This window comes from Allomesorhizobium aridi (genome assembly GCF_043769475.1).
GTDB lineage: Bacteria > Pseudomonadota > Alphaproteobacteria > Rhizobiales > Rhizobiaceae > Allomesorhizobium.
The window spans coordinates 4,713,637-4,734,899 of record NZ_CP171729.1 but is presented as its reverse complement, the minus strand read 5'-3'; the positions used below and the strand labels follow the sequence as shown (position 1 = coordinate 4,734,899).

22 protein-coding genes and 1 pseudogene are annotated in these 21,263 nt (G+C 59.1%); 14 read left to right on the top strand and 9 right to left on the bottom strand.

Annotated elements, in window-relative coordinates; translation table 11 throughout:
• Window positions 1-5 precede the first annotated feature (5 nt).
• From ACG873_RS25450 to dddP, 4 genes are all read left to right on the top strand, one after another.
• Window positions 6-1,655 carry an ABC transporter substrate-binding protein gene (locus tag ACG873_RS25450; RefSeq protein WP_394888554.1) on the top strand — a complete coding sequence of 550 codons (1,650 nt, stop codon included), beginning with the start codon at window positions 6-8 and terminating at the stop codon, window positions 1,653-1,655.
• Between the two features lie 84 nt (window positions 1,656-1,739).
• Complete coding sequence (locus tag ACG873_RS25445; protein ID WP_394888553.1) at window positions 1,740-2,432, top strand: corrinoid protein; 693 nt, start codon at window positions 1,740-1,742, stop codon at window positions 2,430-2,432.
• An 83-nt stretch (window positions 2,433-2,515) separates the two neighbouring features.
• Window positions 2,516-3,547 carry a GlxA family transcriptional regulator gene (locus ACG873_RS25440; RefSeq protein ID WP_394888552.1) on the top strand — a complete coding sequence of 344 codons (1,032 nt, stop codon included), beginning with the start codon at window positions 2,516-2,518 and terminating at the stop codon, window positions 3,545-3,547.
• A 66-nt stretch (window positions 3,548-3,613) separates the two neighbouring features.
• The gene (dddP, locus tag ACG873_RS25435) at window positions 3,614-4,945 is read left to right on the top strand and encodes a dimethylsulfonioproprionate lyase DddP (protein ID WP_394888551.1); all 1,332 of its coding nucleotides are present in this window, start codon (window positions 3,614-3,616) and stop codon (window positions 4,943-4,945) included.
• Between the two features lie 553 nt (window positions 4,946-5,498).
• Here the strand turns inward: dddP and ACG873_RS25430 are convergent.
• Window positions 5,499-6,566 (bottom strand): LacI family DNA-binding transcriptional regulator, encoded by a 1,068-nt coding sequence (locus tag ACG873_RS25430; RefSeq protein WP_417568629.1) that lies wholly within the window; start codon window positions 6,564-6,566, stop codon window positions 5,499-5,501.
• A gap of 168 nt (window positions 6,567-6,734) precedes the next feature.
• Between ACG873_RS25430 and ACG873_RS25425 the strand changes: the two genes are divergently transcribed.
• From ACG873_RS25425 to ACG873_RS25400, 6 genes are all read left to right on the top strand, one after another.
• Window positions 6,735-7,766 (top strand): sugar ABC transporter substrate-binding protein, encoded by a 1,032-nt coding sequence (locus tag ACG873_RS25425; protein WP_023801756.1) that lies wholly within the window; start codon window positions 6,735-6,737, stop codon window positions 7,764-7,766.
• Window positions 7,767-7,868: 102 nt separating this feature from the next.
• Window positions 7,869-8,825 carry an ABC transporter permease gene (locus ACG873_RS25420; RefSeq protein ID WP_394888549.1) on the top strand — a complete coding sequence of 319 codons (957 nt, stop codon included), beginning with the start codon at window positions 7,869-7,871 and terminating at the stop codon, window positions 8,823-8,825.
• Window positions 8,826-8,841: 16 nt separating this feature from the next.
• Window positions 8,842-10,593, top strand: coding sequence for an ABC transporter permease subunit (locus tag ACG873_RS25415; protein WP_394893693.1), 1,752 nt, complete (start codon window positions 8,842-8,844; stop codon window positions 10,591-10,593).
• 10 nt (window positions 10,594-10,603) lie between these two features.
• Window positions 10,604-11,614, top strand: a complete 1,011-nt coding sequence (locus tag ACG873_RS25410) for a Gfo/Idh/MocA family oxidoreductase (RefSeq protein ID WP_394888548.1) — start codon at window positions 10,604-10,606, stop codon at window positions 11,612-11,614.
• Window positions 11,615-11,626: 12 nt separating this feature from the next.
• Entirely contained in the window at window positions 11,627-12,586 is a 960-nt protein-coding gene (locus tag ACG873_RS25405) for a sugar phosphate isomerase/epimerase family protein (protein ID WP_394888547.1), read from the top strand.
• A gap of 73 nt (window positions 12,587-12,659) precedes the next feature.
• Entirely contained in the window at window positions 12,660-12,977 is a 318-nt protein-coding gene (locus ACG873_RS25400; protein WP_394888546.1) for a transcriptional regulator, read from the top strand.
• Between the two features lie 558 nt (window positions 12,978-13,535).
• On the opposite strand, the gene ACG873_RS25395 is transcribed toward ACG873_RS25400, so the two are convergent.
• The 3 genes from ACG873_RS25395 to ACG873_RS25385 all read right to left on the bottom strand — a co-directional run bounded on the left by ACG873_RS25395 (window position 13,536) and on the right by ACG873_RS25385 (window position 14,591).
• Window positions 13,536-13,703: a type IV toxin-antitoxin system AbiEi family antitoxin domain-containing protein gene (locus ACG873_RS25395; RefSeq protein ID WP_394888545.1), complete on the bottom strand. Its 168-nt coding sequence runs from the start codon at window positions 13,701-13,703 to the stop codon at window positions 13,536-13,538.
• A 191-nt stretch (window positions 13,704-13,894) separates the two neighbouring features.
• Window positions 13,895-14,485: a TetR/AcrR family transcriptional regulator gene (locus ACG873_RS25390; RefSeq protein ID WP_306030615.1), complete on the bottom strand. Its 591-nt coding sequence runs from the start codon at window positions 14,483-14,485 to the stop codon at window positions 13,895-13,897.
• On the bottom strand, window positions 14,460-14,591 hold the full coding sequence (locus tag ACG873_RS25385; protein ID WP_394888544.1) for a hypothetical protein: 132 nt from the start codon (window positions 14,589-14,591) through the stop codon (window positions 14,460-14,462). Before ACG873_RS25385 ends, ACG873_RS25390 begins: the two co-directional genes overlap by 26 nt.
• 61 nt (window positions 14,592-14,652) lie before the next feature.
• Here ACG873_RS25385 and ACG873_RS25380 point away from each other — a divergent pair, with 61 nt between their 5' ends.
• The 3 genes from ACG873_RS25380 to ACG873_RS25370 all read left to right on the top strand — a co-directional run bounded on the left by ACG873_RS25380 (window position 14,653) and on the right by ACG873_RS25370 (window position 16,667).
• Window positions 14,653-15,459 (top strand): oxidoreductase, encoded by an 807-nt coding sequence (locus tag ACG873_RS25380; RefSeq protein WP_394888543.1) that lies wholly within the window; start codon window positions 14,653-14,655, stop codon window positions 15,457-15,459.
• A 61-nt stretch (window positions 15,460-15,520) separates the two neighbouring features.
• A complete protein-coding gene (locus ACG873_RS25375) occupies window positions 15,521-15,817 on the top strand; it encodes a YciI family protein (RefSeq protein WP_394888542.1) in 297 nt (98 codons plus the stop codon).
• Between the two features lie 76 nt (window positions 15,818-15,893).
• Window positions 15,894-16,667, top strand: coding sequence for an SDR family NAD(P)-dependent oxidoreductase (locus ACG873_RS25370; RefSeq protein WP_394888541.1), 774 nt, complete (start codon window positions 15,894-15,896; stop codon window positions 16,665-16,667).
• A 101-nt stretch (window positions 16,668-16,768) separates the two neighbouring features.
• Here the strand turns inward: ACG873_RS25370 and ACG873_RS25365 are convergent.
• From ACG873_RS25365 to ACG873_RS25355, 3 genes and pseudogenes are all read right to left on the bottom strand, one after another.
• Window positions 16,769-16,960 (bottom strand): annotated as a pseudogene (locus tag ACG873_RS25365) (peptide-methionine (S)-S-oxide reductase); the annotation flags it as partial.
• A complete protein-coding gene (gene msrB / locus ACG873_RS25360; RefSeq protein ID WP_394888540.1) occupies window positions 16,957-17,406 on the bottom strand; it encodes a peptide-methionine (R)-S-oxide reductase MsrB in 450 nt (149 codons plus the stop codon). The pseudogene ACG873_RS25365 and the gene msrB, both read right to left, overlap by 4 nt.
• 176 nt (window positions 17,407-17,582) lie before the next feature.
• Window positions 17,583-18,413: a LysR family transcriptional regulator gene (locus tag ACG873_RS25355; RefSeq protein WP_394888539.1), complete on the bottom strand. Its 831-nt coding sequence runs from the start codon at window positions 18,411-18,413 to the stop codon at window positions 17,583-17,585.
• Between the two features lie 198 nt (window positions 18,414-18,611).
• Here ACG873_RS25355 and ACG873_RS25350 point away from each other — a divergent pair, with 198 nt between their 5' ends.
• Complete coding sequence (locus ACG873_RS25350; RefSeq protein ID WP_394888538.1) at window positions 18,612-19,529, top strand: NADP-dependent oxidoreductase; 918 nt, start codon at window positions 18,612-18,614, stop codon at window positions 19,527-19,529.
• A 443-nt stretch (window positions 19,530-19,972) separates the two neighbouring features.
• On the opposite strand, the gene ACG873_RS25345 is transcribed toward ACG873_RS25350, so the two are convergent.
• Window positions 19,973-20,155, bottom strand: coding sequence for a hypothetical protein (locus ACG873_RS25345; RefSeq protein WP_394888537.1), 183 nt, complete (start codon window positions 20,153-20,155; stop codon window positions 19,973-19,975).
• Window positions 20,152-21,246 carry a hypothetical protein gene (locus ACG873_RS25340; protein WP_394888536.1) on the bottom strand — a complete coding sequence of 365 codons (1,095 nt, stop codon included), beginning with the start codon at window positions 21,244-21,246 and terminating at the stop codon, window positions 20,152-20,154. The genes ACG873_RS25345 and ACG873_RS25340 overlap by 4 nt, the downstream gene beginning before the upstream one ends.
• Between the last annotated feature and the right edge of the window lie 17 nt (window positions 21,247-21,263).

Below are 21,263 nucleotides of genomic sequence, written 5' to 3'. Positions count from 1 at the left end.
AGAAAATGGGACTTTTCAGAAGCAATGGAAATCGCGTTCCGGCTTCCATCGAAAAGATGGCGAGCGACGTCAAAGCAGGACAAATGGACCGGCGCGAGTTTCTCGCGCTTGCAAGCACGTTCGGCGCCTCGGCTGCGATGGCCTACGGCCTGATCGGCATAGCACTGCCCCAGCCAGCACGTGCCGCTGAGGCGAAGAAGGGCGGAACCCTGCGCGTGTCCATGCCCGTCAAGGGGCAGAAAGACCCACGTACCTATGATTGGGTGGAACTTGCCAACATTTCCCGTTGTTGGCTCGAGCCGCTGGTTCGCTATACACACGAATTCACATTTGAACCTGTCCTGCTGGAAAGCTGGGAGGTAAATGAGGATGCCACCGAATATGTCTTCCATGTCCGAAAGGGTGTGACCTGGAACAATGGCGACTCTTTCGACGCCGACGACGTAATCTTCAACATCACCCGCTGGTGCGAGAAAGGCGTCTCCGGCAATTCGATGGCCGCGCGCGTCGGGGGACTGATCGATGCCAAGACCGGCAAGGCAAGAGATGGAGCGATCGTCAAGGTCGATGACCATACCGTCCAGCTCAAGCTGAGCGAGCCGGACATCGCCATCATCGCCAACTGCACAGACTACCCCGGACTGATCGTCCATCGCAGTTTCGATGCCGGCGGTGCTGACCCGGTCGCAAAGCCGATCGGAACGGGGGCATTCGAACTGGTATCCTACGACGTCGGCCAGAAGGCAGTGGTGAAGCGGCGCGAGAACGGCGCGTGGTGGGGTGGCGAGGCGCTGCTCGATGGGGTCGAGTTCATCGACTACGGTACCGACTTCTCGGCGACGGTCAATGCGTTCGAGTCGGATGAGATCGATCTTAATCTGGAGACACCAGCTGATTTCATCGACATTCTTGACAAGATGGACGTGGTCAAATCGGAGGTCGCTACCGCAACCACGCTGGTGTGTCGCACCAACACGACCAGCAAACCCTATGACGACAAGAAGGTCCGTAATGCGCTGCAAATGGCTGTCGATAACAACACTGTCCTTCAACTCGGCTATGCAGGACGGGGGACGGTCGGCGAAAACCATCACGTCAGCCCGATCCACCCGGAATATTTCGCCCTGCCTAAGAAAAGCCGGGACGTCGAGGGCGCGAAGAAACTCATTGCTGAATCCGGAGATGCCGACTTCGAGCATGAGCTGATTTCGATCGACGAAGACTGGCAGAAAAACACCGGTGACGCCATTGCGGCGCAGCTTCGAGAGGCCGGCATCAAGGTCAAGCGCACTGTGCTTCCGGGTTCGACTTTCTGGAACGACTGGGCGAAATATCCCTATTCGCTGACCGTTTGGTACATGCGGCCGCTCGGGGTTCAGGTCCTAGCGCTGGCTTATCGCACTGGCGAGGCTTGGAATGAGACCGCTTACGCAAACCCCGACTTCGACGCCAAACTCAAGAAGGCGTTCTCGGTCAGCGACGCCGCCAATCGCAGGGAGTTGATGAAGGACATCGAAGACATGCTGCAGGACTCCGGGGTTATCATTCAGCCGTTCTGGCAAAGTCTCTTTGGTCACATGAACAAAAAAGTTCAGAGCTACGCAATCCACCAGACCTTCCAGATGGATTTGCAGAAAGTCTGGCTGGCAGCCTAGTCCACTCCCAAGGCTCCAACCGGAAGCCTGGTCGGTGCCCGTGGGGTACCGACCTCCTTTGAATTATGCACGAGGCGACCCGACATGGCCGACGACGAGATCATCCTTTCCGAGCTTTCCGACGACGAACTCGTGCAGCAGATGCATGACGACCTTTATGACGGGTTGAAAGAAGAGATCGAGAGCGGCACCAACATCCTCCTGGAGCGCGGCTGGCAGCCCTACAAGGTGCTGACTGAAGCTCTGGTCGAAGGCATGCGTATCGTCGGCGAGGATTTTCGCGACGGCATCCTGTTCGTTCCGGAAGTGCTGCTCTCGGCCAATGCGATGAAGGCCGGCATGTTCATCCTGCGCCCGTTGCTCGTCGCCACCGGCGCGCCCAAGCAGGGCAAGATGGTGATCGGCACGGTCAAGGGCGACATCCACGACATCGGCAAGAACCTGGTCGGCATGATGATGGAGGGCGCGGGCTTCGACGTCATCGACTTGGGCATCAACAATCCGGTCGAGAAATATCTGGCGGCGATTGAGGAGCACCAGCCTGACATCATCGGAATGTCGGCGCTTCTGACCACGACCATGCCCTACATGAAGGTCGTGATCGACACGATGAAGGAAAAGGGCATCCGCGACGACTACGTCGTGCTGGTCGGCGGCGCCCCGCTCAACGAGGAGTTCGGCAAGGCCGTGGGCGCTGACGCCTACTGCCGCGACGCGGCCGTAGCGGTCGAGACGGCCAAGGACTTCATGAAGCGCAAGCACAACACGCGCAGTTGATGGCCGCGGCGCCCATCCTGCAAGACGCTGATGCCAACGCGGCCGCTCGATGTTGATTACCATCAACGAGGATGTATGACCTTATGAATGCGCCATTTTCAGTTGGAGACCGTTCGCGGATCGTGGGATGGAATCCCAGCCGGCAGGTTATCGACACGCAAGACATGTACCAACTGGTCATTCTTGCACTACCGGGATTTTCCCAACTCGGCCTTTCATCCTTCGTGGATCCGCTTCGCCTTGCGAATTCCATCTCCGGCCGATCCACCTTCGAGTGGACGATTGCGAGCCCGGATGGCCAGCCGGTTGAATGCGCCAGCGGGTTCATCCTTTCGGTCGGCAGTAATTTTTCCGGCACAGGAGAATGCATTCAGTCCGGCAAGGGCCCAAGCATGGTCATCGTCTGCGCGGGCGAACGGGTCCAAAAGCAGACGTCGACTTCCCTCACGAAGATTCTTCGGCTTTGCAAGCGGCACGGGGTTCCAATCGCGGCGTTGGGTACCGCCACATGGCTGCTGGCGGAAAGCGGATTGCTCGACGATACGGCATGCACAATCCACTGGGACAAGCGTGCCGCCCTGTCTGAAAAGTTTGGCCGCCTCCAGGTTACCGACCAGCTGTTCGTTCGCGATCCTCACCTCCTGACTTGCGCAGGAGAATTCGCATCCTTCGACCTCGTTATGGAGCTGATCAGCGAGCGCCTTGGCAGAGACATCGCGTTAGCTGTCTGCCGACATACGACTGCCGGGCATTGGCGCCCTGCTTCGGACAGACAATGGACCATCAATGCTGGTGAATCCAGCATCTGCAAGCCGCTGGCAGACGTCATTCGAATCATGGAGGAGCATATTGAGGACCCACTGCCGCTCCGCGACATCGCAAAATGCGTCGGCCGCTCACAGCGTCAGATCGAACGGCTTTTCCAGCGGTCGATTACCTCGTCTCCCATGCGATTCTATCTGCATTTGAGACTTCGCCGCGCCAAGCGTCTCATTGAACAGACAAAATTGCCGGTGGTCGAGATCGCAATCGCATGCGGTTTCGCATCCGCATCACATTTCTCGAAGTGCTTCCGGCAAGCGTTCGGCGCGAATCCGAGCGCTTGTCGATCCTGATCTTCAGCCGTGACAGTCAATTCGGCGGGACCACAGACACGCATATTCAGAAATTAGGAATCATCAATGTCTTCGTTTTCGATCGTGAATCATAAGATTGATCCTACGCGAGGCGCGACGGCACTGAAGGCGGACGGGACCATCGACAACAACGATCGAGTGGAAATAGGTCCTTCTGATGTAGCTTTTGCTGAATGGCAGCAGCTAGGACTCACTGCCCCTAATGTGGAACGGATGAGGAAAACCCGGCTAAACCGCATCGTGCAACAGCTGCGCCAACGGGATTACGCCGGCGTCCTTTGTTTCGATCCGCTGAATATTCGATATGCGACCGACTCCTCGAACATGCATATCTGGACCATGCACAACCCGTCGCGAGCCGTGTTCGTGTCAGTGGACGGTTATGTCGTTCTTTGGGACTTTCACCGCTGCAGTCATCTCTCGACTTACCTACCGCTCATTAACGAGATCCGAGACGGTGGGGCGGGCTTCTACTATTTCGTTGCCGGCGATGCAGAGGAAGCAATCGCCAAACAATTCGCGGCGCAGGTCGATGAATTAATGCGACGCTGTGCCGGCAAAAACCGACGTCTTGCCGTCGACAAGATCGAAATTCCCGGCCTGCGCGCGATGGAAGCAGTCGGTATAGAGGTCTGCAACGGCATGCAACTCATGGAGCACGCGAGGGCCATCAAGGGTGTCGACGAAATCAACGCAATGCGCTGCTCGCTAGCCACATGCGAAATCGCTGTTGGAAAAATGCGCAAGCGTTTGCGACCAGGCATAGCGGAAACCGAATTGTGGTCGGTTCTTCATGCCGAAAACATCGCCCGCGGCGGCGAGTGGATCGAAACGCGCATTTTGACTTCCGGCCCACGCACGAACCCGTGGATGCAAGAAGCCGGTCCTCGACGCATAATGCCAGGGAATCTGGTCGCCTTCGACACTGACATAGTCGGGCCCTATGGCATGTGTGCGGATTTTTCCCGCACTTGGTATTGCGGCGACGATAGGCCAACCGACGAACAGCGAAGGCTACACGCCATCGCGTACGAGCACGTGATGACCAACATGGCGATGCTCAAAGCTGGAGTATCATTCAACGAACTAACCGAGCGCGGCCACAAGCTCCCTGCGGAGTTCGTCGATCAGCGATATGGCGTCATGATGCATGGCATCGGTCTATGCGACGAATATCCCGCTATCCTCTATCCTCAAGACTTTATCCCGGGAGCATTCGACTATGTCCTCGAGCCGGGGATGACGTTGTGCGTTGAGGCCTATATCGGTGCCGTTGGCGGCCGTGAAGGCGTGAAGCTCGAAGAACAGGTTTTGATCACGGACAGCGGGTTTGAAAACCTGACAAAATGCCCATTTGATCCGGCTTTGATGATCTAAGATTGTCCAGCTGTGCAACTGTTCGTCGATTAGCCGTGTCCGCTTTTTAGCCAATCGCGACCGTCTCTCGAGAATTTCCGCTCTTGGGCTTTGGCATCAGTCGGCAACAGGTCCGAAATGCTGCGGATACTGTTGAAAAAGGCCGCGACCGAGGCCGTGAGCCTGCTCGGATAGAATTCTGTTCCACAAATTCGCCAACTGTGAATCCTGATTCCTGAGGAGCGCGCGGCAAGAAACGCCGTTCTACTTCCGGTGCGTGCTCCACGGAGCGACAGACTTTTTCAACACAATCCTGCGCATTGCTGCCATTCGCATAGAGGAGAATGAAGGTCTCCGATGGGTCATATCTTCCGGTTGTCGAACTGACAGGTTGCGCCATTACGAGACTTTCGGATTGGCGATTGGCAAAGACGCGATCCGACCCAAAACGGTCAGCGAAGATGCCATGAATGGCTCGATTGGAGTTCTTCGGAGACGTTCCCTCAGGCGATGCGCGGCTGAAAGGCGATTCCACCCCCTGCCCAGATTTCCGCCATGACTGGGGGCTTTTTCGTCACAGACCGCAATTGTATCGGGTGTGCACCAGGATCTGCGAATAGGACGGCTCGACCATTACGCCGTTGACGTTGTCACGGATCCATTTGGCGGCCGCCGTCAGCTCGCCACTGAAGTCGTGTGAAATGACATAGTCCATGACGCCGGATTCCAGCAGGTTTCGTGAGTGGTTGGTCAATTCGTGGCCGACGAAGACCGTGTCGCGGGCCTTTCCGGCGTCCTCCAGTGCCTTTGCCACGCCGCGGTTGGCGCCTGCGACATTGTAGATCGCCGCCGGGTAACCATGTGCCTCGAAATAGCGGGTTAACTGCTCACAAGTGCTCTCCGGCCTGTCGTCAGAAATCACACGTTCCTCGATCTTCAAATATGAAAAGTCGGAGCGGAGCACCCTCCGGAAGCCCATCTCACGCTCTTGCTGGCAGCGGAACGCCACGCTCATGACGATCAGAATATTGCTACGTTCCTTTGGGAGAGCATTGCCGATCAGAAGCGCCGCCACGCTGCCAGCGGCGTACTGATCATTGCCAATATAAGCGCTGCGACGGGAACTCGGCAGATCGGTCGTCAGGCAGATGACGGGAATTTCAATGGACCGAAGCTTGCGTATCGCGCGGTTGATCGCCGGATGCTCGCGAGCGATGACTACGACACCATCCGCGGCGCTACCTTCCTGCTCAATCCGGCGCGCAAACGATGAAGGCTCGACTTCGCTGGTGGTTAGGTAATCTCCCTCAATCTCGATGCCGGCAAGGGTTCGGTTGACCTCGGTTACAGCGGCCGCCATTGCTGCATTGAAGGTTTCGCCGGAGTCACAAAATAGACGAATATGCAAAGGGATGTCGCGGTCCGCGCTTTCGTTCTTCAGCTTTTCGAGCGCCCCCAGGACGCGGGCTCTCGTTCGTTCTCGGACGCCGCTGCGGTTGTTGAGGACCCTGTCGACCGTCGCAGGACCGACTCCTGCGAGCTGGGCAATTTCCTGGACCTTGGGGCCTTTCCATGTCCGATTTTGCAGGTGATCGATCACAGCTTTCTCCAGTTTCCACTTAAAAACTGATGGTAAAAACATCATCTCGGAAGTCAATACTCATCGCAACGCCAGATTTTTGAACGGCTTGCCCCATTGTTGCGTCATATGGGCGTTCTGATGTATTTCGCATCATAAAATGACCTCCATCTTCCTTGTCTGATGTGATTTCAATCCAGATAATCACATCGTTAACGGAGGAGGAACCCCATGAAATTCGGAAATTCAATTCTGCTTTCTGCCTTGATGGCCGCCACCGCATTCGGCGGCACCGCCCATGCGCAGGACGGCGAAAAGCAATATCGCTTCGTCATGGTCTCTCACATCGGATCGAACGATCCGAACATGGGTTGGCTGACGAAGTCGATGGAGGAGTTCGAGAAGAAATATCCGAACGTCAAAACCGAATACATCTCCACCAACAACTATTCGGTCCAGGAACACGTTCGCCTTCTCGAGCAGGCTATCTCGACCCAGCCCGATGGCATTGCCGTCCCGATCGTCAGTTCCGATGCCTTCGAAGGACCGCTGCGCAAGGCCATCGAAGCCGGCATTCCGGTCGTTGCCTTCAATATTCCGGACGGCCGGCCCGAGGGCGAGCGCATTCCCTACCTGACCTATGTCGGCGGCGATGAATATCTGACCGGCAAGAAGCTCGGCGAATACGCGCTCGAAAAGGCCGAAGCCGGCGAAATCCCGAAACCGACCCATATCGTCTGTGCAAGCCATGACTCCGCCCACCAAGGTCTCAAGGCTCGTTGCGCCGGAATGAAGGACGCAATGGAGAAGGCCGGCGCCAAGGTCGATGAACTGTTTATTGGCGCCGAACCGGCGACGGCACGCAATACCTTGCAGTCCTTCCTGCAGGCCAACCCGGACACCAATTACATCTTCACGGTTGCTGGCTGGTCTTCACCCTGGGCATGGGGTGTCGCCAATGAGATGAAGCTCGACCCGGATGTCGACGACAAGGGCGTGACGGTCCTGACGGTTGACGAGGGTCCGGTTTCGATCGAGGGCGTGCGCGCAGGACATGTTCTGGCGACGAACAGCCAGGGCTTCTGGCTGCAGGGCTACGCGCCGATGGAATGGCTCTACTGGAACAAGGAGTTCGGTTACGCGCCGCAGTCGAATATCCTGACCGGTCCCGTGATCATCAACAAGGACAACGCCGACAAGTGGGCCGAACTGGTTCGCGGCGTCTTCGGCGACAAGGCCTACGACGAGCAGAACACCTGGTAAGGGTTCCTCCCGGAGGGGCGGCCGGCTGCGACGAGGAGCGCCGACTGCCCCGACCCATTTGTGCGCCTGATATCGCACATTGAAACCAGCGAGCAGAGTGTCATGAAACAGCTTGTGCGAAGCCAGGGCTTCGGCGCGATCATCGGCGTCGTCGTAATGCTGGTCGTGTTTTCCCTGATCGACTTTTCCGGCTGGTGGACCGCCCAGACCATCACCAACGTCACGCAGTTCACAGCCATCCTGTCCTTCGTCGCCATGGGCCAGGCCCTTGTCATCATGACGAAGGAAATCGACCTGTCAGTCGGCTCGGTTTACGGACTGGCTGGCGTTGCCTTCATCACGCTGGAACCGAGTTTCGGCGTGCCCGGATCGCTCGTCATAGCGCTGGTCATGGCTGCCTTCGTCGGGCTTCTTCAGGCGTTAACCGTGGTGAAGGGGCACTTGCCGTCGATGATCGTGACGCTCGGCGGACTCTTCGCGGTCCGCGGGATCATCTATGTCTGGACGGGTGGCTCGGTCCACAATTTCTCAGCCGATGCACGCATCCATCCGGTGACCCGTCTGTTCGGCGGCGAACTGTTCGGTGTCGAAGCGGCCATATTCTGGCTTGTCGTGGCCGCGTCCGTTCTTGGTCTCGTCCTCTGGGCCACACCCTTCGGAAATCGCCTTCTGGCCACCGGGGGCAGCCGTGAAAGCGCGGAATCGCGCGGCGTCCGCACCGACCGAGTGAAGATCTGTGCCTTCGTCCTTTGCTCGCTGCTCGCCGGATTCGCCGGCATCCTGACCCTATGCAACCAGCCGCAAACCCATGTCACGCTCGGCGAGAACATGGAACTCGAGGCCATTTCTGCCGCGGTCATCGGCGGCTGCCTGCTGACTGGCGGACGCGGCTCGATCATTGGAGCCGTACTCGGAGCTCTCATCGTCGTCAGCTTCCGCTACGAACTCATCGCTCTTGGCGCGCCCTCGTCCTGGTACATCACCTTCGTCGGTGTCGTGCTCATCGTGGCGGTCATCTTCAATCAGAAACTGGCCCGTTTCCTCGGACACAGCGTTTGACGCGGGAGGACATCAAATGGCGAACAGCAACGCCCTCATTCAGGTCAAGAACCTTGATCTCCACTTCGGCGCTTTCCACGCCCTCAAGAACATCTCGGTGGACTTTCACGCCGGCGAGATGATTGGCCTGGTCGGCGATAACGGTGCCGGCAAGACAACGCTGATCCGCGTCCTTTGCGGCATTTACGCCCCGACGTCGGGCGAAGTCTTTTTCGATGGCAACAAGGTGGAGAAGTTTCACCCGAAGCTCGCGATCGACCAAGGGATCGAGACGATCCAGCAGTCCGTCGGCCTCTGCGACAACCTGTCGATCGCGCGCAATTTCTATCTTGGACGCGAGCCGGTCAAGCGTGTTCTCGGCATCCCCTTCCTCGATATGGGCAAGATGCGAGAGAAGTCTACACGCGTGATCCGGCAATTCGGCTTGCGTGCAAATGTCTCCGCGGACGACGAGGTGGAACGCCTGTCAGGCGGAGAACGTCAGTCCGTGAAGATCGGTCGCGCGGTCGAATTCAAGAACAGGGTCGTCATCATGGACGAGCCGACCAACCATCTGTCGGTACGCGAACGCGAGCACGTCAACGAACTCGCCGTCCAGCTCAAGGAGCAGGGCCTGCTCGTCATCTACATTACCCACGACATCTTCCAGGTGCACAAGCTCGCCGACCGAATTGTGATCATGGAGAATGGCGAAAAAGGTCGCGGACGCAACGACGGATTCCATGACGGCGGAAGAACTCGAAGAGGTTATCCGCCAGGGCGGGCGCGTCGTGGAAAAGCGGGGGGCGGTCTGATGGCTCTCTCCTCCGCCAAGCCTCTCATTCGGCGTCACGCGGAGATCGGGATCTTCCTGATCGGCGTCGTTCTGATCGTCATCTTCGCCTCAACATCGGACGGTCGATGGGCCAATCTCTACAATATCGGCACCATCCTGCAGGTGACGGCAACGCTGGGTTTGATGAGTCTCGGCGTCGCTCTGGTGATCGGGACGGGCGAGATCGACATCTCGGTCGGTTCGACCTTCGGCATAGGCGCGCTAGCCTACCTCTGGCTTGCGGCTCAGGTTGACCCGTCGATCGCGGCAGTTGCTGCGGTGTTGGCCGGCGCCGCGATCGGACTGTTCAACGGCTTGCTGGTAACCCGAACCGGCACGCCATCCCTCATCATCACGCTTGGGACGCTAATGATCTTCCGCGGCATCGCCATCGCTCTGACCGAGGGATTTTCATTCTCTATTCCCTTTGCAGCGCGCAAGGGCTGGACCTACTTCGTCCTCGGCGGCGGTGACTTCCTGGGCTTTAACACCGCGCTCTACTGGCTCATGACCTTGACCGTTATTCTCCTGGTGGCGTTGAAAGCAACGCCGTTCGGCAACCGCCTACTCGCCGTTGGCGGGTCTGCCGAAAGCGCGCATTCGCGTGGCGTTCGCGTTGATCGGATCAAACTGTCCGCTTTTGTCCTGTGCGGCATGTTGGCGGGTTACGCTGGCACGCTCGAGGCTGGCAAGCTTGGCTTCGCAGACGGCTCGATGGGGCGCCTGATGGAACTGCAGGCGATTGCTTCCTGCGTGCTTGGCGGCTGCCTGCTCGCCGGCGGCAGGATCTCGCTGCCAGGTGCACTGATGGGGGCCTTCGTTCTGTCCTCCATTCAATCCTATCTCGTGGTTACGGGCGTCCGTCCACAATGGTTCATCCTCGTCCTTGGTCTGATTGTGGTACTCGCCGCCTACGGCGACCGATCGCTGCGGCAATGGGCGCTTCGCAAGTAAAGGATTCAAAATGTCTGTCAGAATAGCGATCATAGGCGCGGGTATCATGGGGGCCGACCACGCCCGCATTGTCGCCGAAGATCTTCCGGGAGTCTCGCTGCAGGTTGTGTGCGACGCCTCGCAGGAGCGTGCGCGCAAGGCGGCCGACGAATACGGGACAGGTGACGCCTCGGACGATCCGCTTGCCACCATAAGACGCGGTGACGTTGATGCCATTCTGATTGCCAGCCCCGACGAAACCCATGCGCCGCTTGCACTAGCAGCCATCGAAGCCGGAAAGCCCGTCCTTTGCGAGAAGCCACTCTCGCAAAGCTCGAAGGAGTGCCAGGACGTCATCGAGGCGGAAGTGTCCCGCGGCCGGCAGTTCGTCCAACTGGGCTTCATGCGCCGCTTCGACCCGTCCTATCGAGACATGAAAGCGGCCTTGGACGACGGCTCGCTCGGGGCCGCGATCATGATGCACAATTTCCACCGGAACGTGCAAGCGCCTGCAAACTTCACGGGCCAGATGGCTATCACCAACTCTGCCCCCCACGAGTTCGATGTCGCCCGGTTCGTCCTCGGCGCCGATTACAAGGCGATCTCCGTCTTCCAGCCAGCCGGGATAGACGCTTCCAGGACGGGAGCGCCGGTCTTCATGGTCCTGGAGACCGACAAGGGCCAGTTGGTCAACATCGAGATCAACAACAACGCCGCCTACGGCTATGACGTCCGCGGTGAGCTCGTCGGCGAAAAGGGGTCAGTCTTTCTCAACGCGCCGATCCATACGCGACAGAACGCCCGGCTCATGTCCTACGAGCTTTATGCGCCGGACTGGAGGCCGCGATTTGCGGAAGCCTATCGGCTTCAGAACAAGGCCTTTCTCAATTTCGTCCGAACCGGGGAATTCCCTCCAATCGCGGCGGACGCTTGGGACGGCTACTGCGCAGCGCGCGTTGCGGAAGCGGCCGTCGAAGCCCTTCAGAAGCGCGCGCGCGTCACCCTTGCGAGACCGAAAAAGCCGTCCCTCTACAAACATTAAAGGATTAAAGAGATGAAACTCGGCTTCGTTTCCGACAGCCTCGGCGGAATGACCTTCGATGCGCTTCTCGACAGCGCCGCGCGCCTTGGAGTCTCGGGCGTGGAGGTCAACACGGGCGGCTGGTCGACAGCTCCCCACTTCGACCTGAAGAGGATGAAGGCAAGCGCCGATGCTCGCCGCGCCTTCACTCGCGCCTTCGAAACCCGCGGGCTCGAGATCATTGCGCTGAACGCCAACGGCAATCCCTTGCATCCAACCCAACCCGAGCAGGGCGAGTGCCTCAGGGACACGATCCGCATCGCCGGCGAGATGGGGATCAAGACCGTCTGCACCATGTCCGGACTGCCGGCAGGACGTAACGGCGATCTGATGCCGAACTGGGTCGTCTCTTCCTGGCCGCCGGAAACGCAAGAGATCTTGCGTTACCAGTGGGAGGACAAGCTCCTACCCTTCTGGACCGAGATCGTCGTTCTCGCGAAAGACTGCGGTGTCGAACGCATCGCGCTCGAGCTTCACGGCAACCAGTGCGTCTACAACGTTCCCTCGCTTCTGAAGCTCCGGGCGGCCGTCGGCCCGATTGTCGGCGCCAATCTCGATCCATCGCATCTGTTCTGGATGGGGGCGGATCCCCTCGTCGCCGCCGAAGCACTCGGCGAGGCCGTCTATCACGTCCATGCCAAGGACACGATGCTCAACGCGCCTGTTCAAGCGACAACTTCGCTCCTCGAGAATGGTTCGCTGATGGACATTCCGGCGCGAAGCTGGTCCTACATCACCCTCGGTTTCGGCCACGGCGAGGAGTGGTGGCGACAGTTTTGCTATCGGCTGAAAATGGCAGACTATGATGGCTGGCTGTCGATCGAGCACGAGGACGTGTTGCTCAATAGCCTCGAGGGGTTGGAGAAATCCGTTGCGCTGCTCAAGGGGGTGATGCCCGTCGCGCCGAGTGACTTCAAGCCGCAGGCAATTTGAGGGTCGAACGACGGTGCGCCCGAATTCACATGGACATCCGTAATTGCCGCTCACATCTGGAGAACAGTAGAGAATGCGAGGCCTGAATGAAGATGCACCACCAAGCAGTCTTTCGGAACTGAAGTCGATGATCGCCTCGAGACAGCTCGAATTCCCAGATCAGCTTGAACGGGTTGTCCGCTGCGCCCTCGTCACGCCGGAACTAATCGCCTTTGGTAGCTCCAATTCGGTGGCACTTGCCTGTTCGGTGTCACCGACGACCGTGGTCCGGCTCGCTGGCTTCCTCGGCTTCGAGAACTTTCAAGATCTTCGAACTCTGTTTCGAGAGCACTTGAGGCGGCGTGCCGCACGAGCGTCGGCATCCGGCTCAGCGACGGGGCTAGCCGAATAGCGCCTCCACACGGATCCGCGGGTGAAATGTGAGGCTGGCCGCTTGGGAATTTTGGTGGCGCCTTTGGCGCGATGGCCGCTGTTGGCCACATTCCGGTCTCAACGGCCGATACTGCCGAACTTCCGCAGTCCACCTAACCGCGACGTGGAGAGCTCGGTGGCTGCGTGGCAAAGCCGAATCCTTCGGCCGGCCCCGTAGCGCCACCTGCGGACATTTGGCGGCGATACGCCGGATTGCCGGAGTAAGTAGGCCGCCAATGGGACATTGAAAAGTTACACCACGCGGCGAGTTCACCGGAACGCATGCGGATGGCTTCGCGGTCGCAAACGATAGTTCGTCCCTTGAGGTTGCGGAACACCGCGCCTCTTGCCCCGGCCGTAGGCTACGCGCGGAGTGGGTGACGAATGCGGCGTTTCGCGTTCGTATCGTGAATGCCCAAAGATGGCGCTACTTGCCCGTTCCAGAGCACAAGCCCCGCCTTTTCTGCGCCAGCGTACCTAATCCTACTCCGGCTCTCGTCAGCATCTTGCACGCTCACGCGCCATTCGTATCGTCCCGTCAAGCGGCCTTGGGAACTGCCGCACGATAGCGGCCGTAGCCCACCTTCACGAGCAAGCCTTCCTCGCGCATGCGGGCAAGGTAGCAGAGAGGAGCGCCGATGTCGGTCAGGTCTTTTGTCCGGACTTCGCCCTTCTCACGAGCAAGCGAAACGGCGCGTTCCCTCAACGTCGGCTTCGGACCGCCCGCAGCCGGATCCGCTCAGCGCGATCGCGATCACGCTTCCGCGTCCCGACGGAGGGCTCTGGCGTAGTCTTGAGGGGAATCGGCAACACAAAGTTCGCGGTTTCGTTCAGCCCGGGGAGCCACCGCCTTTTCTACGCTGCGAAACGAAGCAACGCGACACGGTACGCCGCTATTCATACAGACTTCGGTGTCGAGTGGCGTTTCACGAGATCATTCGAGACAGTGTCGATGATTTCACCGGAAAGTGCCGGATCGGGCACCACGCGGGAGAGGACAACCGATCCGATCATCTCTGCGAGAGCGGCGATCGCTCCACTCCGCTTAGCAATCGGGTCTCCTCCCGGCACGAGCGCGGTGAGAAGCTGGATATAGTTACTGACGATGCTGCCGAAGAACTCCCGCAGCGCCGGATCGTCGTGCCGGGCCGCGTCGGCAGCCAGCGACGCGAGGCTACACCCGTGTCCCGGGTCATCCCGGTGATAATCCGAAACGTAGTGGCGCACGAGCGTCTGCAGCGGATCATCACTAGCAGCAAGACGGCGCGCCAGGTCCTCGCTCATATCGTCATAGGCCCGCTTGACGGCCTGAACGACGAGGTCGTCCTTCGACTTGAACTGCCGGTAGAACCCTCCGTGGGTGAGCCCGGCCGCTTTCATTAAGTCGACCACGCCAATCCCGTCGAACCCTCGTTCGCGGAACAGCCTTGCGGCGGTGTCAATTACCCGCTCGCGATTCTGCTCAACCGTTTCCTTGCTTACCTTCATGACCGCATTCCTGGTTAATGATGATGATCGACATATAACGATCGTCTGCCTTTTTCATCAGCTCCGCCACTCGCTCAAAATGGCGCTTGACAATGATTACGTTCATAATCATATATCCCAATGATGTCTAACATAATCATTGCGGTTCGTTGAAGAGGGAATTCACGATGGTACAGAGTCAATCGCGCGCGCCGGGTGAAAAGGTCGCGCTGATCACAGGCACTTCGGGGGGCATCGGGCTTGCGGCCGGGGTGGCCCTGATCCGCGCGGGATATCGGGTCTTCGGCACCACCCGACAGGCGAAGGCGGGCGAGGTTCGCCAAGGCATTCATATGCTCCGCTGCGACGTCACCGATGACGAGTCGGTCAAGCTGCTGGTCAAGGACGTCATCGGGCTTGCAGGTCGGATCGACGTGCTCGTGAACAATGCGGGCCGCAGCCTGATCGGCGCCGCCGAGGAATCATCGATTGATCAGGCGCAAAGCCTGTTCGACATCAATGTCTTCGGCATCCTCCGCACGACCAAAGAAGTGTTGCCCATCATGCGCAAGCAGCGCAGTGGCAGGATCATCAACATCAGTTCCGTGGCCGGTTTCCTGCCCGGCCCCTATACGGCGCTCTACAACGCCACCAAGCATGCCGTCGAAGGCTATTCCGAGTCGCTCGATCACGAGCTTCGTACGTTCGGAATCCGCGTGTCCCTGATCGAGCCCGTCTTCACCCGCACGGGGCTGGGAGATCATGGAGATCAGCCTGATCAGATTCTGAGCGTGTACGACAAGGGACGCGCGGCAGCGAATACGACATGGCGCAACGGCGTGGCGGAGAAGGTCGTGAAGGCCGCCACCGACAAGGAGCCGACCCTCCGTTACACGCCTGGTAAAATGGCCGGCCGTCTCCGCCTCATGCGGCGCTTCATCCCCGAAAAGGCCTTCGATAAGAGCTTCCGCAAGCAGATGGGCGTGGCCGATTGATTTCTCAAATCAAGGCACGCCCGAGCAAACTGGCGTGTCCCTTCACCCGAGGACCGAAAGAATGAAATATTATCTTTGCAAATATATCCCGCCGCGCGCGGATTTCCTGCCGACGATGTCTGCCGAGGAGAAGGAATGGATGACGCAGCACGGCGCCTTCCTGGACGATCTGCTCAGCAAGGGGATCATCGTCGCGCATGGTCCGGTCATGGACCCCAACGGAGGCTATGGCGTCTCGCTTTATCGGATTGCCGACGACCAGGATATCGAAGCGTTCACCTCGCAAGACCCGATCGTGAAGAATGGCGCTGGCCACTATGAACATCATCCAATGCTTCATTTGAAGGCACGCGATTGACGCACGCCTCGACCAACTTCCAATACTAACCCGCAACTAGCTTCGAGCTGCTGACAGCTCGATCAGGAGAATAGCTATGTCTACTGCACTCATCACCGGCGCTTCGAGCGGCATCGGTGCCGTCTATGCACGCCGTCTGGCGGCCCGCGGCCATGATCTGGTCATCGTCGCCCGTGCGACCGATCGGCTGAATACGGTCGCCGAGGAACTGCGCGCTGCCCATGGCGTCTCAATCGAGGTCATCACCGCCGATCTCACGGATACTGCTTCGCTCGACCCGGTCCTCGAACGTCTGCGTTCAGATCCGCCGGTCGACATCCTCGTCAACAATGCCGGTGCAGGATTGCTCGGGGATTTCGCAACCGCCAACCCGGACGAAATGTACAAGCTGCTGCGCCTGAACGTCCTCGTGCCAACGTTGCTCGCCTCAGCCGTGATCGGCGGGATGGTCGAGCGCGGCCACGGATCGATCATCAATATCGCCTCAGTGCTGGCCCTGTTGCCTGAATACTCGCCCGGAATTTATGCGGCAACAAAGTCCTATGTGCTGACGCTGTCGCAGAGCCTCGCCGCCGAGGTCAGCTCGAAGGGCATCTATGTGCAGGCCGTGCTTCCTGCAGCCACGCGCACGGAAATCTACGATCGCGCCGGTGGAGATATCAGCCAGGTGCCAAACGTTATGGAAGTCGACGAGCTCGTCGATGCGGCGCTAATTGGTTTCGATCGCAAGGAACTGGTGACGATTCCGCCGGTGCCCGAGGTCGCGGCGTGGGAAGCCTTTGAACATGCGCGCTTCGCGCTGGCGCAGGGCTTCAGCAATGCTGAACCAGCTGCGCGCTATCGCGGCTGAATGGCATGGCGTCGGCAGTCCGTCACAAGGCGCCGACGCCAAAGCCGTGATTGACGCACTCGGCACACAGATGCAGACGCTAACGGCGCTGTATCCTCCCATCTCTTTGCTTCAAAAAGCGCGTTGCTGATCTCGATCGCCTCGGCATGGGTTCCGTGATTGCGATAAGTCGCGTTCGGCACGTCGCCACCTGTATACCCGACCCGGGTCGAGATCACACCGGGCAGCTTGCGGATGAGGTCCTGCATGCCCCAGAAGCAGCCGCCGGCGAGAACAGCGCGTTCGGTCGTCATGAGATGTCCTCCACCTGGTTGAGATATTCACCGTAACCCTGCTCCACCATCTGGTCACGTGGTACGAAGCGGAGCGAAGCCGAATTGATGCAGTAGCGCAGGCCGCCGCGATCACTCGGCCCGTCCGGAAAAACGTGGCCGAGATGGCTATCGCCATGCGTCGAACGCACCTCCGTCCGGATCATGCCGTGGCTGTTGTCGCGCAGCTCGTTCACGTTTGTGGGTTCGATCGGCTTGGTGAAGCTCGGCCATCCACAGCCCGACTCATATTTGTCCGACGACGCGAACAGCGGTTCGCCCGAGACGATATCGACATAAATGCCGGGCTCCTTGTTGTGGAGAAGCGCACCGGTTCCAGGACGCTCGGTCCCGCTCTGCTGCGTCACCCGATATTCCTCGGGCGACAGCCTGGCGATCCCCGCTTCTGTCTTCTTGTATGCCGCCATGGATTCCTCCTTCGAATTCCTGTCCCACAAAGTGGATACTCGATCCAAAGGTGTCCAATACGCCGCGACTATAGTTTCGATGCCGCCACGCGCCCCCAAGGAATTCACGACCATGCATAACGCTGGATCAGCACACGAAGCTGCCGCAGCGCCGTTGCCGTTCCGGATCCCGAAATCTATTGGAATGCGACGGTGCGCGACAGGTCCAACGTCTCGACCGGGCGCAACGTCAATCCCTCTACGATCGCCGAGCGCTCAGGCAGCATGCAAACGCCGGCGCCCGCTGCCACGGCCTGTTGAATCAGATCCTCCCGTTCGGATCTGAGCCGTGGGATCATGATCATCGCACGCTCATGCAGATGGTTTTGCACGCGCGTACGGAATTCGCATTGGAGCCGATCGAGGTACGGTTGCTCCGACAGCTCGACAAGCGAAACCGAGGACTTGCTTGCCAGGCTATGGTCTCGCGCCATCGCCAGCAACAGTCGTTCGCGGAACATTTCGACGGTGGCGATCTTTGAGTTTCCGGCTGCCGGATCTGTGCAGAAGCACCCATCAATTCGGCCGCCGAGGAGCAGTTCCATTCCTTGGTCGCGCGTGATTGGCTGCAGAACCAGTTCGAGCATAGGCATCTGTTTAAGGGCGTGCGTAACGAACCCGGTAATCAGCGCCGGCGCGATGGTATTCACGATGCCGAGCGTCAGATTTTCGCGGCGGCCGCGAACCCGATTGAGGGATATCGCTCGTACCCGCTGCTCGCGGTCGGCGATTTCAGCGAACTCGGATCGAATGTCGCGACCGAGCGCTGTCAGTCGGCTATCTTTCCCATCGCGATAGACCAACGTCCCGCCCAGCTCCTGTTCGAGCCGCTGAATGGCACGGGTGAGCGTGGGCCGGGACACCCCGCTCCGCATGGCCGCTTCGGTGAAATTGAGGGTGTCCGCCAGGTTCAGGAAATATCGAGATCTGGTTGAGGTTCCATCGTTCTTCCTTCGTCGCTTCAGCAAGCATCGATTCCAGACCGGGCAAGCGCTGTCGGCCGGAGCAACTGTCGCCGTATGGAAACTATACATGCCAGCTATTGGAAATTCTCGTTCCGCGCTGCGACAACTGAAATGTCCAACGAACGCTACCAGTTCGCTACCCATACCCGCCAGCAAGCGGCATTTCCACCAAAGAGACAAACGACCGAGGAGACAATTCCGATGAAAGCAATTGTGGTAACGGACCAGGCCGCGGGAACGGCCGGGATGACACTGGTGGAGCGGCCTGAGCCGCAGGCAGCGATAAACGACGTCGTCGTTCAGGTCCATGCGTCGGGATTCGTCCCGACCGAACTGGAGTGGCCCTCGACTTGGACCGATCGACGCGACAGTGACCGAACACCGTCGATCCCTGGGCACGAGTTGGCCGGAGTGGTCACCGCGCTCGGCTATGGCACCACGGGTCTTTCAGTGGGACAGCGGGTGTTCGGTCTCGCAGACTGGCATCGCGACGGCACACTGGCGGAGTATATAGCCATGGAGGCACGCAACCTCGCGCCGCTCCCGGGCGACGTCGACTTCACGGTGGGCGCGAGCTTGCCAATCTCGGGTCTGACCGCGTGGCAGGGATTATTCCAGCACGGCCGTCTTCAGGCGGGGCAGAGCGTCCTCGCGCACGGCGCTGCCGGCGCAGTCGGTTCGATGGTGACGCAACTCGCCCGGGAGGCCGGAGCCTATGTCATCGGCACCGGACGCGCCGCCGACCGTCAGAAGGCGCTCGACTTCGGCGCAAATGAATTCGTCGACCTCGAGAAAGACGCCCTGGAAGACGTCGGCGGGGTCGATCTTGTGTTCGATGTCATCGGCGGCGACATACAGAAGCGGTCCGCAGCTCTGATCCGAGCCGGAGGGACGCTGGTGACCGTCGTCGGGCCGGCCGAGGCGCGGCCGGCGGATGGACTGGCGGTCGACTTCGTCGTCGAGTCCGATCGTGCCCAACTGGGTGAGATCGTCCAGCGCGTGCGGGACGGACGACTGCGGACGAACATCGGCAAAGTCTCGACCCTCGAAGATGCGATCGCCACCTTCAACTCGACCGAGCGACGCGCGGGAAAGGCGGTCATCCGCGTTCGTCCGTGAGGACCCCGGAAGAACGACGGTATTCGCATCCCTCCCTCCTGCACCTATCTGCTTGCCTAATTGGTCCCGCCCGTAGTCCTAGAATAATATACGGCGCTTCATCCACCGATCTCGCCGATACGGCCATTGGCCTATTAGTGTCGCCTGTCGTCTGCCAAAACGGCAGTTCCCTTCGATCTGACGCCAAACGGACAGTCTGGTCTCGGCCCCGGTTCTGCATGGAATATTCCGAACCCCCAATGGCGCGATACGGTTGCTTATGTAAGCTATACACTTTGACTGCGGCACGACCTGAGCGGCGAGTCGCATAAATACGGCTGGCGCATATGACGAAATCGTCTTGACCGCCTGGGCGATGCGGCGAGCGCATTGCTTATTTCGCCGGTGCTCTTCACCCTTAGTTTTCTGAGGTGCGCGCTCGCAATGCCGGCAACCGAAACTGTCTAGGTGAACTTTGAACGATGCCCCTCCTCCGGTGCTACCCAGCTTTCTATGAAATCCAGCGGATCCACGCTTTCCATCATTGCCCTCGCGAGCCTCAGTCGCTCCTCCAGATGCTGCCGACGCTCGCCGTTCGTGCATTTCAGGCGCTCTTCCGCATCCGTGAAGAAGCGCTCTACCGTCATAGCCCTTCCCCACCTTTCGATAATTTTCGCAAGCTGCTGCTGGCTATCGGCAAGAGCCTGAGCTGTCTTGCGGGCATCCTCCTGTCTTTCGTACCGTCCCACCATTCCTCTCGCTCTTTTTTCCTTTTCGCCTCGGCCACATCCTCGGCGTCCATTAGGCGTTGCACATTGTCCTTCGCCGCTTTCAAGGTCTCGACGATTTTTGGGATCAGCGTGCCAAGCGCCTCCTGCTCGGTCTCTTGCCAACTGATGGACCAGTCGACGCCCTTTTTCGGGGAATAGGCAATCACCCGAAAACGTCCGCAGGGCATGTCTTGCTCTGTTGTCCAGGAATGCGTCAGTTGCCAGGGCTTGGCTGATCGTATCAGTCTGCTGTCCTCACGATGGTAGTCACCGTTTAGATATCGCATCGTCACTCTTTCCGTCATCTCGGTGAGAGCGAGCCCGATTGGCACCGTTTCAATATAGAAGACAGTCGGACGGTCCGGAGCCCAGATGCTTCCTGAGTGATAGCGTCCGTATTTGCGATCCTTTCGCTCCACCTCCTGTTCCTTGACGTGGATGCGATGAAAACCCTCGGCGGCTTGAGCTATGTGAACTCGGTACCCTTGTTCGTCCAGCGCGAGGTAGAGGTCATTGGCAATCGAGAGCGCGCGCAGCAGCGCAGTTTCTGATGAAATCAGGTCTGGCAGGATGCGCTTGTAGGGTCTCAGGAACTCACCGTCTTTCACATCCCGCGTTTTTCGCAAATGTTCTTCGACACCAAACAGCAGCGGATGACGTGCTGGACGGTAGGGTTTCGTCGCGCGCCCGGTCCTCCGCGCGGAGCCTTCTTCCGGCGCTCTTTTTTGTCTTGGGTTCGGGGTCGACGGGTTGATCTCAATGGTCTCATCGGATGCCCCTGGCAGCGCTGGCAACTCCGCCGGGAGCCCGAGAGACATACGGGTCCAGTACCCCGATCCGGGGTAGGGAACTTGATATCGTTTGCAGATGGCGGCCAGCGCCGTGCCGGAAATTCCGAGCTCCGGGGCAACTCTACTGAGCGGCCGGTCGCACACCCGTTGATAGAGCTCAAAACGTGTCAGTTGCACTAGTGAAAGGTCCCGAT